Here is a 16,377-nt window from a genome sequence, read left to right on the forward strand (position 1 = left end):
GGTTGATTGCCGTGGTGCCGGACGCGTTGATGGTGGCGAGAAGCTCGATCTGCGAGCCGGCCGCAAGGGCATGGCTTACCGAGGCCAGTACTTTGTCGGTGCCGCCGCCCACTGCCTCGTTGACCTTGTCGCCGGCATTATCGACATAGTAGGTGTCGTTGCCGCCATAGCCGGTCATCGTGTCGGCGCCGCCGCGGCCGTTGATGATGTTGGCGCCGGCATTGCCCTGGATGGTCTGGGCGAACTCGTTGCCGGTGAGGTTGATTGCCGTGGTGCCGGACGCGTTGATGGTGGCGAGAAGCTCGATCTGCGAGCCGGCCGCAAGGGCATGGCTTACCGAGGCCAGTACTTTGTCGGTGCCACCGCCCACCGCCTCAATGACGACGTCGAATGCGTTATCGACGCGGTAGGTATCGTTGCCCAGACCGCCGGACATTCTGTCAGCACCACCTCTGCCGTCCAGAACGTCGTCAAAATTGCCGCCCTTCAGGATATCCGCCGCATCCGTCCCGGTCAGGTGCTGCTCCATCACGTTCGGCGCGGCATAGGCGCGGACGTAGTCGACGACCATCTTGTACGTGCCGGAAGCCTGCTCGACCCCGGAGGAATACATGCTTAGCGTGACCAGCATATAGAGCGGCGTGCGGAAAAAGTCGCTCATTGGAAAGCGGCTCAGCTCCTTGCCGTCATAGTACATGGTGATCCAGTCCGTCGTGATCCTCGCGCCGTAGGTGTGAAACGCCCCGTCGAACATCGAATCGGCCAGGCGCGTATAGTCGCTTTCCCAAGCGTGGCTTTCCTTATTGCTCAAGTGCACCGCCCGGTGATGACCATCGGGATCGCCCCCATACGCTTCAACGATGTCGACTTCCGGACGCGTTACAGAAGTATCCTGCGGCAGCATCCAGAAGGCCGGCCAGGCTCCCGCCCCGCCGTGAAAGGCGGCGCGCATCTCGAAGTACCCGTACTCTTGCGCGAAACCCTCGCCGGCGCTGTTAACCGTTTGCATCGTTCCCGACTGCCAGGCGCCGTCCACCTGCTTCATGGTTATCGTCAGAAGCCCGTCAGAGACGGAGAACGGGTTGGTTTCTCCGACCGGCGGCATGTACTTTGCGGCCCCAGCGGGGGCGTGAACAGGCGCGAACCACTTGCCGATGCCGTTGTTCGGCACGACATCAAGCGTGTTGAACTCGTCAGAAAAGGAAAGCTTGAACCCCGAGAGGTTCAGTTTCGATCCCTTGTACTGTCCGGTCCAATCGCCAGGAAGATCCGTCGCAGCCATTGATGGGCACCTCGTTCTCTCAACATTCTTGTGGTTACCCCACCAAGGCCTAATCGTGTAGTGGACACCCATTCGCAATGCGGCCAGTACGGTTATCCCCAACATTTCACGAGAAATTTGGGAGATGTCGCAAATCGGTTGACGTAGCCGGCACACGATACTGCGTATCCTCCGATACCGTAACGCCGGGCTCGAACGCGCCGCAACCAGCCGCTCCTTCACCGCCCGCGACCAGCGCCGCCGGCGCTGCACCGAGGTGATCACTTCCACGCGCGGAATCGTCATAGGATTATTCCCCGGACTTGCAATGTTCGTCCTAAGGCGACAAGGCGGCCTTCACCGTAGGCTTGTAGGCCGGCGGAGGCGGCCTTCAGTCGGGGTTTCAAGAGGCTCACGGGCGTCTCGCCAGCGGGGTGGCGCGACGGTCGGCGCAGATAGGATGGCCGAACGTCCGTTTTCTCAATCCGATTCGGACCTGCAATCTCGCCTCCGGAATGACCATTAGGGGTCAGTGAACGACCCGCTCGCGGGATGGCGCGGGCTTCGAGGCTTGCGCTTTATCGGCAGCATCGGTGAGGCTTTAATCGATCAGGGGTGACGGACGGCCATCGGCCTCCGAGCATGAAGTGTCAACCTTCAGCTTGAGAGGAGCATCCGATGACCGTCCCTACGCATCCATCCGGCAGCCCGCTTCGCGAGCGCATGATCGAAGACATGTCCATGCGCGGCTTCACCGAGGATACGCGCCGTGACTATATCCATTGCGTGAAGGCGTTTGCAGCCTTCATCGGGCGCTCGCCTGATACCGCGACGCTGAGGACCTGCGCCGTTTCCAACTGCACCAGACCGAGAGCGGCATGCGGCCGCCGGGGATCAACAGCGCGGTCTCGGCGCTGCGCTTCTTCTTCACCGTGACGCTCGACCGGCCCGATCTCGCGCGCCGTCTCACCGTCATCCGCCAGCCGCGCAAGCTGCCGCTGGTGCTGAGCGTCGAGGAGGTGGCGCGGCTGCTCGAAGCCGCACCAGGTCCGAAGTACAAGGCCGCCCTCGGCACGGCCTACGGGGCGGGGTTGCGGGTGTCGGAGATCGTGGCGCTCAAGGTGAGTGACATCGACTCGACGCGCATGCTGATCCGTGTCGAGCAGGGCAAGGGGCGCAAGGATCGTCACGCCATGCTGTCGCCGCAACTGCTCCATCTGTTGCGCGCCTGGTGGCGAGTGGGCAAGCGCCGCGGCGTGATGCTGCCGAGCTATTCCCGAGCCGCAACCCAAGGCCTGACCGAGCGCGCCATCGCGCGCACGCTCGGGGTGAGCAATGGGGTCGTGCATGGTTACCTGCGGCGTGCCCGTCTTGCCGGGCTGAGCTGGCCGCTGCCCGAGGGGATGGATGACGAAGGGCTTGAGCTGCTGCTCTTCCCGGCGCCGAAGGCGGCTTCGCAAAGCCCTCGGCGGCCGGTGCCCGATTGGAGCTATGTGGAGAAGGAGTTGCGCTGCCAACCCTGATGGCTTTGGCTATACGTGGTTTTGCACGACCTTCGAGGCCTGGAAAGGGCACGCGCGCCTGACGATGCGCCAGACGCATCTGGGCGGCGAGAAGGTGTTTGTCGATTTCGCTGGCGACACTATCGACATCTTCGACCCCGTCACCGGCGAAGCGCATTCCATGAAGCTGTTCGTCGCGGCGATGGGCGCCTCGAACTACACCTACGCCGAGGCGTGCCCGAGCGAGAGCCTGTCCGACTGGATCGGCGTGCACACGAACCTTTTTGCCTTTCTGGGCGGCGTGCCGAAGTTCGTGATCTGCGACAAATCTCAAGGCTGCCGTCACCAACCCCGATCGCTACGACCCCGGCCTCAACCGAACCTATGCCGAGATGGCAAGCCATTACGGCACCGCAGTGCTCGCGGCGAGGCCGAGACGCCCGAAGGATAAGGCAATTGTTTCATAATGAGTCCTGTTCGGTTGACGGCACGGTAATTGAGGTACGGCGGGCGGGAACGGCGTTTCGGCCCGGGCGGCCTTTGACGATCTCGAGGTCATGAGGAATGTCCCACAGACCACGGTTGAGATTGTCGCTGTAGACTTTGGTGATGAGGCCCTGGCGCCCCCATTGATGCACGGTGGTCTCGGCGATAGCGAAGCGCTCGGCCACTTCCTGGGTGGTGAGCATACCACAATCCCGCAGGCGCTGGCGGCGGCTGGACAGGTTATAGGCTCCGCGGATGAAGCCGATCTTCTTGAGATTGAACGGCTTGCCTTCCCAGGTCCGCAGACCGCGTTCATTGAAGATATCGGCGATCTCGCGATCGCAATGACGGTCGAGCAAGCGGTCGACCTCGGCGACGAGCTCGGGCTTGAGCTTGCGGATCTGGGCGATCGGCAAAGGCCGGTCGAGCGTCAAGGTGCGGGTCGCCCCGCCGGAGAGTCGCACGTTTGCGGTAATCGTCTCGGCCTTGACCAAGGTGACGTCGGCGACCAGCAGACGGAAGATGCGCTTGCGCTCGCGCATGTCGACTCGAGGATCGCTCCAGATCCGGGGGAACTGCTCGGCAAGATCGCGGACGCGTTGCTGCGTCTCGGCATCGAGGGCGGCGGCTTCCTCGGGCGCGCGTCGTTCATAGTCCTCGAGGACGTCGGTGTGGAGCCGCAGCTTCTCGTTCCACTCGGCCTCGAGGGTGTCGGCAACGAGGCGATTGTCGGGATCGACCTTCATGTAGCGGCGCCGGGCGAGCTCGGCGTCATGACGCGTTCGCTCGATATGTTGTCGGCGCAAAGTGTCCGGCTCGGCGGCGCGTGCCTCAAGCTCGCGCTGCACCGCCAAGGTGACCTCAAGCGTCATCGGCGTCATCAGCTCGACAAGCAATGCACCCACTGCCGGGTCGACGACTTTGCCGGGCACGGACTGGCAGACCTTGCCGCCTCGGCGGGTGGCGGTCTCCTGGCAGATATAGGTCGGGACAGGCTGACCATGCTCTTGGCTGTAATGGACGCCCATGCGCCCGCCACACAGGCCGCAGAGAACTCTGCCCTGGAGCAAGGCAGATCCTTCGCGAACCGGTCCGGCGTGGCGCTGCATTCGGTAGGCTTGCGCATTGTCGGCGAGACGCTGCTGCTTGGCCTTGAAGCGCTCCCAGTCAATATAGCCCGGATGCATGTCGGGGATCACGAACCGCCACTCGGCCATACCAACCTTGATCTGCGAGACGCCGCCGCCCGGCCGCGGCCGACCACGCGTTCGACCGTAGACGAAGGCGCCGGCATATCTCGGATTATGCAAGACCTGGAGGATGCGGGCATGCCGCGGCGGCGCCCACATCAGCTCGCCTTTGTGCGGTCCCTTGCGCCAATCGCCGCGGGAACAAAATACCTTCGTCGAGGAAAAACTTGACGGTTCTGGTTGCGCTGCCCAGGCGCTCGAAGGTCGTGAACACCATGCAGAGCGCGGCCTGCACCTCGGCGTCCGGGTCGAGCGCGATGATGCCGTCGGACAAGTAGACCAGGCCGACGGGCGGCCCTATCTTCAGATCGCCGCGGCTTGCCTTGTTGAGTTGGCCGCCGCGCATGCGCGCCTTGAGGAAGTGCAACTCTGCCTCAGACATCGTTCCTTTTAAGCCCAACAGCAGCCTGTCGTTGAAGCTGGCCGGATCGTAGATGCCGTCCTCGTCGAGGATGAGGGTGCTGGTCAGGGCGCACAGCTCAAGCAGCCGGTGCCAGTCGGCGGAGTTGCGGGCCAGGCGCGAGACCTCCAGCCCCATGACGACGCCGGCCTTGGCGAGGGCTACTTCGCTGACCAGTTCCTGGAAGCCGTCGCGGGCAACGGCGCTGGATCCCGATTTGCCCAGGTCGCAGTCGATAACGTGGATGCGTTCGGCCGGCCAACCGGCGGCAATGGCGCGGTCACGCAGCCCATACTGTCGCTGCGTGCTCTCGCCGTTCTCGGCGACCTGTCGAAGCGTAGACTGACGGATGTAGAGGTAAGCGTCGCGCCGCAGGTGATCGGCGGTGACTTTGAGGTCAGGCATGTGCTGGCTCCGCGGTTAGCGTGACAACAAGGCTGGCAAGGATGAGGGTGAGCTCGCTGGTGGCGATCGCGCCTGCCGACGGGGGGCGATGTACCGGGCAAGGCGGCGTAAAGTTGGGTGCTGTCGATGCGGCCTTGATCCAGGCGACCATGCCCTGACGGCGCAGCGTGAGCAGCCCTGATCCAGTAATCAGCTGGGCGCTGAGCACCGCGGTGCGCAGTTGTTCGTATGTGCCGACGAGGCTGGTCGCGCGGACGGTTAGGGCAGATCGAGTCGTTTTTTTTTGGGCGCCATGGCCCGCTCCAGACTTCGCCGGTGCACCCTGACGCCAAAGCGTGTGGCGATCGCGTCGATACATTGCGGCACGGTGAGGTCGGGCCGCGTCGCCCTGAGTTGGTCGATGTAGGTGAGGACCTCGGCAGAGATCTTGTGGCCGCCCTTTGGCCCCCGCTGCTGGGGCACCAGCCCGGCGAGGCCGTGCTCGGCCAGGGCGCTCTGCGCTTTGTAGAAGGTCGGCCGCGACACCCCGAAGGCGCTGGCGACGTCGCTGATCGGCACGCGATCGGCGTGATGGCGGCGCACCATCTCGTAGCGGACCTGCACAAGATCCTTGGCATCGAAGAAGGGATTGCCGGCGAACAGCGTGTCGCGCACGGCCTCGGGGTGGGGGTTGAGCGCGCCGTCGCGGGCCAAGGCCTCGGCCTTTGGGTCGCGTCGTCTTAGCTTTGGATTCGCCATGCCCATCGTCCAAACTGATTCGTAAATATAAATACGCCTTACTTGATGAGACGTCAAACAAGGAAGATCCGCGATGCCCGGGATAAGTCCTGCAATTGCGGGCATAGCTCCGGTGCGCAAGCAAGCGGTGCGGCGTAATTTGCCTTACACAAGCGGCGTATTTAACCTTACGCATCCTCCGCCTCCGCCGGCGCAGAGATCCGATCCAGAAGCGTCAGCAGATCCAATAGGTCGGATGTCCGGAAGGCCGCGCGCCCGGCGGCGACGCGCCGGAATGCGTCAGGCTGCTCCATGTCCGTCATTGCGGCGGCAATCGTGGGTAAGGTCCCGTCCGCCGCCCGGTAAATCACCCGGTCCTCGCCCCAATGCGGGCTGCGGCTGATCATCTCGAAGCTCTGGCCTTTAAGCGGGTGGAATGGGTGAGTAATGCGGACCGTGAGGCCGGTCGTCCCCACACGGGCTGCAGTTGACGGCTTTATCCAAGGCAAAGGTCGAGGTTGCCGTGCAAATTGCCCAGCGCTGGGTCCTGGCGCGGCTACGCAATCAGCGCTTCTTTTGTCTGGCGGAGCTGAACGCCGCCATCCGCCTGCTCGTCGCCGAACTCAACGCCCGCCAGATGCGCGGCTTCGGCTCCAGCCCGCCGAACTCTTCGCCGAGATCGACAGGCCGAAGCTGGGAGAACTGCCGGACCAGCCATACGTCTTTGCGCGCTGGAAGCGTTGCCGCGTCGCGCCCGACTATCACGTCGAGGTTGACGGGCATTGGTATTCCACGCCCTACCGCCTGATCCGCGAGCTCGTCGATGTGCGGGTCGCCGACAAGACCGTCGAAGTCTTCCACAAGGGGCAGCGGATCGCCAGCCACGCCCGTGCGCCCAACCGGCGCGGCCATACGACCGTTGCCGATCACATGCCGAGCGCGCATCGCCGCTACGGCAAGTGGACGCCGGGGGAACTGATCGCGGCCGGCGAGAGGATCGGGCTTTCCACCGCCGCCTTCTTCCAGACTGTCATCGCTGACCGGCCGCATCCCGAACAGGGCTTTCGCACCTGTCTCGGCATTCTTTCTCTGACCAAGAGCTACGGCAACGCGCGCGTCGACGCAGCCTGCCAACGCGGCATCCTCATCCAGGCACGCTCCGTCGCCTCGATCCGTTCGATCCTTAAGAACGGCCTTGATCGCGCTTTCCTCGACGAGACGCCCGACCATCAACCCCTACGCCACGGCAACATCCGCGGTCAGGGCTATTTCCACTGAACCATGGAGATCTCAATGCTCACCCATCCCACCCATGAACGGCTGATCGCACTCGGCTTGACCGGAATGGCCAAGCCTTCGAGGAGCAGCGACGATCACCGGATCTCGAGGCCCTGTCGTTCGAGGAGCGCATCGGACTTCTTGTCGATCGCGAAGCCGCCGAGCGCGACACCAAACGGCTCACGACGCGGCTCAAATTCGCCGCGCTGCGCCAGAGCGCCTGCCGGAAGATGTCGATTTGCGCACGCCGAGCGGCATCGACCGCGCCGTCTTCGCCAGGCTCGTCGGCGGCGACTGGATCGACCGCCATGAAAACCTGCTGGTCACAGGCGCAACCGGCCTGGGCAAGAGTTGGCTTGCCTGCGCGCTCGGCCACAAGGCTTGCCGCGACAATCGATCGGTGCTCTATCATCGCGTCCCGCGCCTGTTCGAGGCGCTCGCCCTGGCGCGCGGCGACGGGCGCTATGGACGGCTGCTCAAGACGCTGGGCGCGTTCAACTCGTCATCCTCGACGACTGGGGCCTGTCGGTTCTCAGTGCCGCCGAGCGCCGCGACCTGCTGGAGATCCCTCGACGATCGCCATGGCCGTGCATCCACAATCGTCACCAGCCAAATCCCCGTGCAGCACTGGCACGACGTCATCGGCGATCCCACCCTCGGCGACGCGATTCTGGATCGCCTCGTCCACAACGCTCACCGCCTTCAACTCACCGGAGAAAGCATGCGAAAACACAACGCCCGCGCCCACGCTCTTGACGCAGCCGCAAACACCTGAATCAATGAACAGGTCGGTCGAAGCGGCTGCTCATGATCGCGTGAAATACCTGCTCACGATCAAATGAAATGAGCGCTCACCATCGCGTGAAATGGCCGCTCACAATCAGCGAAATGCGCAAACAGGGGATGGCACCGCCGAAGATGGTACGCCAGCGACACCGAATAAGGCTCGCGTCACAGGAAGGCAGTCAGCATGGCAGAGAGCATCCTACCGCAGCACAAGTCACCGCGTCCGACCGAGACGAGACCGGCGACCTTCAGCCTGTCTATGGGCCAGCCGAGCAAAAGACCGAAGACCGGGCAATAAGGACTGCCAAAGCTCTGGCGACGAAACACGCGGGTGTCATTGCGTGGTCGCGTGATGCTCACCCAGCGCTGGGCGAATACGGCGAGCCGACGACACTCTTTGTTGGTGGCGACGTGCCGGACATAGAGTGACGGTCGGCCGGTCAGGAGACTTGGTCATGAGGAAAGGAACAACCCCTCCTCCTCGGCAGCGGCCAGGAATGCCTTCCGTGCCTCCTCAGGTTCCATCTCGTCGGCAATGCAGGCGATGCTTCGTGTAGTGCCGCTTTGATCGAGACGGTGTCGCGACGGTCCGCCCTGTTTAGGAGTGTGGAGATTGCTTGCATAAGAACCGGACTGACCCTTTGCGCGACGCTCATCCAACCCTCCCCAGGGACACGCCGAAGGGGACTCTACTCCCTCCCTGACCGACATCAATGCCATGTACGAATCGTACATTGGTACGGTGCTGGGCCGCAACAGTCGGGAATTTTGGATAGAATTTCTGTGGCGGGGATCGGATAACTGGCTCGCGCGAAGACCTCCCATGCCCCTCTCGACCCTATAGAGCGCGCCTCGATCCGCATTTCGTCCCACAACCTGGTTCGGTCGTCCGACGTACACCGGAGGGGAGAACCAATGGGTTGCCACGAGGCTATTCGCGAAGGTCGAACGCGACGAACAGGCCAAAGGCTGGGGCAGCATCGACAATAAGCTTCACCAGCTCACAGTCACTTACCACCAGATGTGGCCCGTCTCGGCGCACCGCTGCGATAGTCTCTTTGACGGAGATGATTTGGCCGCGACGGGATTGTAAGATCAGCTCTTCAACAAGCTCATGGGCAGTCATTTTGCTGGGTCGACAGTTCGTCCGAACGTTCATCCGAGGCCTCCACCTCAGCGATAACCCAAGGGAACATTGATGATCCTGTGTCGGGAAAAATCAAGGGGAAGGTTTGTAGGAAATTTTCTAAGAGGGGATCAGAGAAACCAGCACGGAGCGAGCCTCTGTTTAACGCTTAGCTAGCCCGCTAGGTACCTTCTTCGGTCGGCCCCTGTTTGGCCCGATCAATAGCCGCGAGTAATGACGCTAGGGTCGGCGGCAGTTCTGGTTCGACTTCTAGCCTTAACAGCTTGCGTATGTGACGACGATTGTCTTCCGAATGGATCAATTTCCGAACTGCTTTGGAGACAGACGCATGACCTTCATTGTTTCTCTTTGTCATGTTCGGGGCGTCCCTTCCCAGTCAGCCGCAACTCGCGTAGGCGCGGATGAGGGAACGATGTAGGCCCTCGCGGGTTTAGAGCTCGCAGCGGTCGATTCTTCGTGGATGTGCAGCCACTGTGGGGGGGCCATCGCCTCTCCCTCACCGGGCTCCTTTCGCGAGGCGGTGTTGGTCAGAGACACATAGAACCTCATACCGCAATCCAATTTAGCTAGTTGTCCTTGGGGGGAGTAACGTCCCTTCCTCTTTTGCAGCAGCCAGGAATGCCTTGCGGGCCTCCTCAGGTTCCATCTCGTCGAAAATTACTGCGATGCAAACGCGCACCGCGAGGTCCCAGCAAGTGCCACGCTTGGTCCACTTCATCAGCTCCTCGCCGGCTGCCTCGGCGTTGTTGACGTTGCGGATGATCCCGAGACGCTCGGTCTTGACGGGGACCGGAGGGTTGAACCAGTGGGGGGCCATGAAGGGACCTCAGGGCGGCTAGCGGGTTTCGTCTTTACTAACCGGCTCAGCGATGAGGACGGTTAACCGTTTGTTAGGCATGTCTGAGTCCGTGACGGGCTGTTTCCAAACGTTTATCGACGGTTGTCCGAGCGGTCGGTACGAAGCCGGTATACGCTTGCCGCGGCATGCCGAATCGACGGCTAACAGTGCTTGGGCCGAAGTCGGGCGCGGTTTTCCCTGACCCCAGTCGCGCCGCCATGCGCGGTATCTCTTTTCGCACATGGCGGACAGTTGGGTCAGCCGTAAACCTGCTTCGGAACGGCCTTGCTCATATCCAAAGCTGGTAGCGGGAATGGTTCGACTTGTCCTCCGGTGTTGTCCAGATACTGCATCAAGGCCGTCACGAGATGGTAGAAAATGCTCGCGGGGACCTCAGTCGCCAGTGACCTTCCGCGCTCGTCAATCCTGTCGACCCACAAGCCAAGCGGTGCGGGATCGATATGCCATTTGAAGAGGCGGGCGACACGAGCTTCGATCTCTGGTTTCAGATCGGGCCCGCCAATTCCGTCCAGGGCGATGGACGCCTTGATGGCTTCGCATTGCGGCCAGCTGCGGGAGAGCCGGTCAAAGGGCATTCCCTGCCGCGACACGGCTGCATAAGCCAGCCCCGTGGCCCGGTTCAATCCGCTGGCGATCGCCGACGAATAGAGCTTCCTTGCGTACGCTGCCAAGTCTCTCTGCCCGCTCGCCCGCGCGAAATCGACGAGGAGCGAGGCCCATTCGAAATGGTGCCCTGGTTCGGTCCACTGTCCCTCGTCTCCCGGCAACGGTAGCCACTCGACATCGAAATGTTCCCCAAGCGTCCAGCTCTCCTGGTCGAAGAAATGGCACCGAAAGAGATCGACGATGCGTGCCGCCCGACGGAGATATGCACGGTCGCCGGTGACCCCATGCCAAGCAAGGAAGGATTCCAGCATGTGCATATGCGGGTTCGAGAACCGCACCCCGTCCCGGCCGGAGGGTCCGAGAAAGCCGTTGAGGCTATCGTCCTCGAGATGGGTGTCGATGAAATGGAACGTCTCTTGTGCCAGCCGTAGGGCGTCCTGATGGCCGCATCGATGAGCATGGGCAAGCGCCAGGAGAACGCAGGAATGATCGTAGGCGTCCTCCGCCGGGTCAGCCACGCTACCGTCGGAATTAAGGGTGCGCACCCAGCCACCGCGATCGGTGCGGCCGTGTCTCGCGATGAAGTCGATGCCGTGGTCGATGAGCTTGTCGGCCGGACCGACCCAGCCGCGTTCTTTGGCCACCGCGAACGCGTAAATCTGGCGAGCCATCGTGCGCATGCGCTTGCGTTTCCCCAGCGGCCTTGCATCGAAACCGAGAGCCTCGTGGAAGCCGCCATACACATCGTCGACACCTGCAGTGGACCACAGCGGCAGGGTTTCGTTGAAGAGCCAGTGCTCGACGCGCTTGCGCCATGACCCGCTGATGATGACCCGGTCTTCCGACGCCGTGAACTTCGTCTCGAGTCGTCCGCTCTTCTCGAGTTGTTCGACGACTTTCTTGACATTCTGGCTGTGGCTGACAGGAGCGACGAAAACCGCGTCCGGTGTTGTCACCACCGCCACATTTTTCATTCCGATGACTGTCAGCAGTCTGCCCTGGCTCCGGAGATAGGAGTTGCCGCAATCCAGGGCGACAACGTCGCCGATTACGACATTGCCGTCGCGGTCCGTCGGGCTGGCTTCCAGCAGCGATTGCCACGATCCAAGGTCGTTCCAGCGGAAGGAAGCCGTGACCATCGCAATACCGCGTGCATGCTCCATGACTGCGTAGTCGATCGACGTCGATGGGACAGCCGAATAGAAGCCCTGGGGCAGGTAGATGCCCGAGACGTCGGTCCGTGCAGTTTTATAGGCCCGTTCCGCGGTGTCCCAGATGTCCGGCCGGAAGTCGAGAAATGCCTTCCGCATCGTGTCGGCACGAAACAGGAAGATGCCGGCGTTCCAGTAGAATCTTCCCGAAGACACATATTTGCGGGCCGTCTCGGCATTGGGCTTTTCGACAAAGTGCAAAACGGAAACGGCGGCCCCGCCGTCACTATTTGCCGTAACCTCGATGTAGCCGTACCCGGTTTCGGGATGCGTCGGCCTGATGCCGAAAATGACAATGCTTCCTGAATCGGCGGCGGGTATGCCCGCCTCGACGGTTTCCCAGAATTGCGTTTCGGTCGATATCTGATGGTCGGAGGGGACCACGAGCACAAGCGCGTCACCGCCATATCCGGAGATCGTGTGCAAAGTGGCTATGGCCACCGCCGCGGCGGTATTGCGGCCGACGGGTTCGAAAATCGGTCTGCCGCCATTTAGGCCAAGCGGACCGATGTCCGAGATAACACGGTCGGCATGCCGCTCGGAAGCTATCAGGTAGATCGGCGTCTCGCCGTCCCTCCGCGCCTTGAGGCGCCGGACAGTCTTCGCAAGCATGGAGCCGTCGCCCGAAAGGTTGTGGAATTGCTTGGGATTATCTTCGCGCGAGAGCGGCCACAGCCGTGAGCCGACGCCCCCGCTCATGACAAAACTTACGATCCGCTCCGGCATGGTCCAGTCCCTCTCAGAATGTCTGGTTGTAGGCTCCGACCTCTGGATTGCGGCGCCGCTCGGCATCGAGAGCCCCGAACATCTCGCGACGTCGCGCCGGAGACCAGCACCATCTTGCTCCGCCCTGGCGCGGAACAGCCCTAGCACGCTGCCGGGCGCAGGCCCCCTCATGAATTCGAGTAGTCCTAACACGCTGGTTCGCGCCCCCTCATCCAATGGGAGCATCCATGCCGATGGCCGAAATGATGACGCGTCCAGGCGTGGTAGTGTATTCCTGAAGCTGCACTCTGCTCGGGCGCCGACGACAAGGATGCGTTGCAAGATGCCGCGGCCCGCGGGTTCCTTGTCCGCGAGAATGTCGGCGAAAGGTGTTTCTGACGCTTGGCTCGCCTTCTCGAAGGCATTCAAGGAAATCCAACGGCATCCGCGGAACTCCGCCCCCCGTGCGAAGAAGGATGACGGACTGTGCGCCGTTCGCACTGGAGGCGATCGAAAACGGCGAGACCCCGAACGTATGTGCGCGAAGATCGATACCTCACGCGGAATGTAGCGATCAACCGCGGACGGCGGGTCTCGTTGGAACCGCAATATCATTTGTCGACAGATCGAGAACGAGGCCTGCCGCGCATTCTCCCCTCCCATAGGGCGTAGGCTATACGCCCATTGGCGGCGTTTACCTTTCCTGGCGCAGGGGTAGCCTTTTGCGGCACTCTGGGAACGCCGGGCCTTCGCTTTCATGAAAACATCGGCCGAATGCCATGGACCGCTTGCGTCGAGACGGCGTGCGCGCAGGATTTTTCCGCACGCGTGCTGGAGAACGTGATTGGATCGCATATCCCCCCACCAATGGGCCTCGACAACTGACTTGCAGCCTTCCGCTAGTCAGGAGTTTATCAGCCTCGCCGATATAGCCGGATTTCTGAGGCGCTATTTCGGAACGATCATTGCCTGTGTGGCCGCAGCTGTCTTGGTGGCCTGGTTTCACAATTTGACCACCGACCCAGCTTTCACTGCCAGCACACAAATCCTGATCGAGCCGAAACTGCCGCAACACCTGCAGGAGGGGGGCGAAGTCAATCTGTCATTGGACACTGCCCAAGTGGAAAGCCAGATCGCAGTCATGCAGTCGGAAAAGATTGCGGTCATGGTCCTCGATCGGTTGAAACTCGTTGACGATCCCAAGTTCAACCGTCCACAGGTTCCGATTTTGGTGGAGAGAATCAGGAAAATAAAAGCGATCCTGGTTGAAGCTTTCGAGCTCCAGAAAAGCGCTTGGCTCACCTCGCTTTGGGAGTTTTCTGGCTTGGACGTGCCTGAGACGCCTGTGATGCTGACCGATTACCAGAAGTCCCGGCGCACCATGTTGATTTTCCGCCAAGGCCTCGACATCCGCAGAGTCGGCGTTTCCTACGCCATCAACATATCCTTCACCTCACTTGATCCCGAAGGCGCAGCCAGGATTGCGAACGCCACTGCCGATGCTTTCGTGCGTGAGCAGATCGAAACAAAGGCCGAGGCAGCAAGGGAAGGCGGCGCATGGCTGGAGAAGCGCCTTCGCCAATTGCGCACCCAGATGAACAGGGCCATGGCGAAAGCGCAGGAGTTCCGTTCACGGCACGATTACAGCGTCGGCGAAGAAGGCGAACCGGAGGACGGGGCAAACACCGTCCCGACGCTTGAGGAGCTTGAGGTAACTGCCGAAACCTACCAGAAGATGTATGAAAGCTTCCTGCAGGCATACACCAACTCGGTGAGCCAGCAGTCATACCCGGTTGCAGACGCAAGGGTGATTACAGCTGCGACGGCGCCGCTCCAGCCGAGCGCTCCAAGGCCGAAGCTGATGCTGGCTTTCGCGGCGGTTTCCGGGTTCATTCTCGGTATCGGCGTTTCGTTAGCAAGGCATACGCTCGACTGGACCGTAAGGTCGCCCCGACGCATCCGGGAGAATCTAGGTGTGGAATGCGTCGGAGAACTACCGGCCATCAGCAGGAGGAGGGCATCAGGCCACGTCGACGAAGTGGCAAGATATCCGCACTCCCGATACAGCCAGAGCCTCAGGAAAGCGAGGACCGAAATCAGCCTTGCGGAAACCAACCACCCGATCAAATTCCTTGGGTTAACCGCTGTATCCAATGACAGTTCGAAGAGTTCCGTTGCCTGCAATCTTGCCACCCTTTACGCGATGTCCGGCCTGAAGACATTGGTGATCGACGCCGACGTCTGGCGGCCGGCTATGACCAAGCGGCTACTCGGCCCATCGGGCGCCCTGGACAAACCGTTCCAAGATCCTGTCCGGCTCAACATCGTCTGCGCTCCGGGGCGGTCGTTCGACCTGCTTCCAAGTTCGGTCGTCCAGGCCAAGAACCTGCTGGCACCACGTAATATGGAGGCGTTTCTCTCGGACCTTGCCGCCTGCGACATTACCCCCTACGACATTGTCATCTTCGACTTGCCGACACTTGCCTCGGGAGCCGACATGCTGATGGTCGGATCCGTCCTGGACGGCGTGGTCATCCTCGCCGAGTGGGGTAAGGTACACGTCGAAACGTTGCGGGGACTAGTCAGAACGCTGCAGGCCAGCAGGACGCCCGTCCTTGGCGTGCTTCTGACGAAGGCGCGCGCCAAGCACCGCAAAGCATGAACGGATGGCGAGGTATTCTCCTTCGAAAGTCGCAAAAAGCGTGTGGGGGATCATTCCTTGGGATTAGCGTGGGATTAGGGGGATAGTTCAGGACCGCCACGCTACCTCCTTTGCCTTTCTTGCCGACGAGCTCCGACCTTGGAAAAGTGTGGAGAACAATTCGAAACAGCGACCCTCCCATGACAACGAATGCCGTCGAGAAGCCGTCGCATCAGGGAACCCCGATCTGGGTTCAGTCACCTCGACTGTCGGCGACCGACAGCAGAACGATAGCACTGCCCGTTATTCCCGCGCCCGACCAGGACAGTGCCGGGACAGTGTTGACAGACCTGTCGCCCGCCACCAGTACACGAGCGACGGAGCCTCCCTTGGGAGGTCTCCTGAAGCGGATCATGGATCTGGTCGTAGCGATCATGGCACTTGTGATCGCGGCGCCAGTGATGATCGTCGTCGCCCTGCTGATCAGGGTGACGGCGGGAGGCCCAGCAGTGTTTTCGCACAGCCGAGTTGGCTTCGGCGGGAAACCGTTCAATTGTTACAAGTTCCGCTCGATGGTTGCCAATTCGGAAGAAGTTCTAAAAGCATATCTCAAAGCCAATCCGGGAGTCGTCTTGGAATGGGAGGAAACCCACAAGATCCGGGACGATCCTCGCGTCACATTCCTTGGGTGGATGCTTCGCAAGTCAAGCCTGGACGAACTCCCCCAGCTCTTCAACATCATCCGCGGCGACATGAGCTGTGTGGGTCCAAGGCCCATCGTGAATGACGAACTCAAACGGTACGGCGACCACCTGGGGGAATACCTTCGGACGCGGCCGGGACTCACTGGCCTGTGGCAGGTGAGCGGAAGAAGCAGCATGGACTACGCCAACCGCGTGGCGCTGGACAGCCAGTACGTGCGGAACTGGTCGGTCTGGGTCGACGTCGTGATCCTGTTCAGGACCGTGTTCGCGGTCATTCGCATCGACAGAGCTTGCTGAAGTCCGCAAGGATCACCGTTCGTTCCGCCTCCGGTGCACGGAAAGGAACAGACCTACGATATAAGCGCAGGCCAATGCGAATGCCAGGATCAGGAATTTGGCGACGGTCACGTAGCCCGGCA

The 16,377-nt window shown here is 61.5% G+C and carries 11 protein-coding genes and 4 pseudogenes; 7 read left to right on the plus strand and 8 right to left on the minus strand.

Annotation, left to right across the window (positions count from 1 at the left end; all coding sequences use genetic code 11):
• The coding region (locus NKJ84_RS17890; RefSeq protein ID WP_352507529.1) for a family 16 glycosylhydrolase at positions 1–1,567 on the minus strand (1,567 nt) is incomplete at its 3' end.
• Positions 1,568–2,139: 572 nt separating this feature from the next.
• Between NKJ84_RS17890 and NKJ84_RS17895 the strand changes: the two are divergent.
• Together NKJ84_RS17895 and istA are read left to right on the plus strand one after the other, a co-directional pair.
• A pseudogene (locus tag NKJ84_RS17895) lies at positions 2,140–2,454 on the plus strand (tyrosine-type recombinase/integrase); the annotation flags it as partial.
• A gap of 66 nt (positions 2,455–2,520) precedes the next feature.
• Positions 2,521–3,224 (plus strand): annotated as a pseudogene (gene istA, locus NKJ84_RS17900) (IS21 family transposase); the annotation flags it as partial.
• Here the strand turns inward: istA and NKJ84_RS17905 are convergent.
• From NKJ84_RS17905 to NKJ84_RS17920, 4 genes are all read right to left on the minus strand, one after another.
• Positions 3,225–4,598 (minus strand): recombinase family protein, encoded by a 1,374-nt coding sequence (locus tag NKJ84_RS17905; protein ID WP_352507530.1) that lies wholly within the window; start codon positions 4,596–4,598, stop codon positions 3,225–3,227.
• Entirely contained in the window at positions 4,552–5,304 is a 753-nt protein-coding gene (locus NKJ84_RS17910) for a recombinase family protein (protein WP_352507531.1), read from the minus strand. The genes NKJ84_RS17905 and NKJ84_RS17910 overlap by 47 nt, the downstream gene beginning before the upstream one ends.
• A 258-nt stretch (positions 5,305–5,562) precedes the next feature.
• Complete coding sequence (locus tag NKJ84_RS17915) at positions 5,563–5,997, minus strand: helix-turn-helix domain-containing protein (protein WP_352507532.1); 435 nt, start codon at positions 5,995–5,997, stop codon at positions 5,563–5,565.
• A 212-nt stretch (positions 5,998–6,209) separates the two neighbouring features.
• Entirely contained in the window at positions 6,210–6,497 is a 288-nt protein-coding gene (locus NKJ84_RS17920; protein ID WP_352507533.1) for a DUF5372 family protein, read from the minus strand.
• 26 nt (positions 6,498–6,523) lie between these two features.
• On the opposite strand from NKJ84_RS17920, the pseudogene NKJ84_RS17925 reads away from it, so the two are divergent.
• From NKJ84_RS17925 to NKJ84_RS17935, 3 genes and pseudogenes are all read left to right on the plus strand, one after another.
• Positions 6,524–7,299: pseudogene (locus NKJ84_RS17925) on the plus strand (Mu transposase domain-containing protein); the annotation flags it as partial.
• A 107-nt stretch (positions 7,300–7,406) separates the two neighbouring features.
• Positions 7,407–8,074: pseudogene (locus NKJ84_RS17930) on the plus strand (ATP-binding protein); the annotation flags it as partial.
• A gap of 164 nt (positions 8,075–8,238) precedes the next feature.
• Positions 8,239–8,514, plus strand: a complete 276-nt coding sequence (locus tag NKJ84_RS17935; protein WP_502896123.1) for a hypothetical protein — start codon at positions 8,239–8,241, stop codon at positions 8,512–8,514.
• A 502-nt stretch (positions 8,515–9,016) separates the two neighbouring features.
• On the opposite strand, the gene NKJ84_RS17940 is transcribed toward NKJ84_RS17935, so the two are convergent.
• From NKJ84_RS17940 to NKJ84_RS17950, 3 genes are all read right to left on the minus strand, one after another.
• Positions 9,017–9,244, minus strand: coding sequence for a hypothetical protein (locus tag NKJ84_RS17940; RefSeq protein WP_352507535.1), 228 nt, complete (start codon positions 9,242–9,244; stop codon positions 9,017–9,019).
• Between the two features lie 550 nt (positions 9,245–9,794).
• Entirely contained in the window at positions 9,795–10,049 is a 255-nt protein-coding gene (locus tag NKJ84_RS17945) for a DUF982 domain-containing protein (protein ID WP_352507536.1), read from the minus strand.
• A 278-nt stretch (positions 10,050–10,327) separates the two neighbouring features.
• A complete protein-coding gene (locus NKJ84_RS17950) occupies positions 10,328–12,634 on the minus strand; it encodes an AGE family epimerase/isomerase (protein WP_352507588.1) in 2,307 nt (768 codons plus the stop codon).
• Positions 12,635–13,457: 823 nt separating this feature from the next.
• Here NKJ84_RS17950 and NKJ84_RS17955 point away from each other — a divergent pair.
• Positions 13,458–15,275 (plus strand): GumC family protein, encoded by a 1,818-nt coding sequence (locus NKJ84_RS17955; RefSeq protein ID WP_352507537.1) that lies wholly within the window; start codon positions 13,458–13,460, stop codon positions 15,273–15,275.
• Positions 15,276–15,592: 317 nt separating this feature from the next.
• On the plus strand, positions 15,593–16,255 hold the full coding sequence (locus NKJ84_RS17960; RefSeq protein ID WP_502904026.1) for a sugar transferase: 663 nt from the start codon (positions 15,593–15,595) through the stop codon (positions 16,253–16,255).
• Positions 16,256–16,377 lie beyond the last annotated feature (122 nt).

This window comes from Mesorhizobium sp. M0048 (assembly GCF_040323405.1).
Lineage (GTDB): Bacteria > Pseudomonadota > Alphaproteobacteria > Rhizobiales > Rhizobiaceae > Mesorhizobium.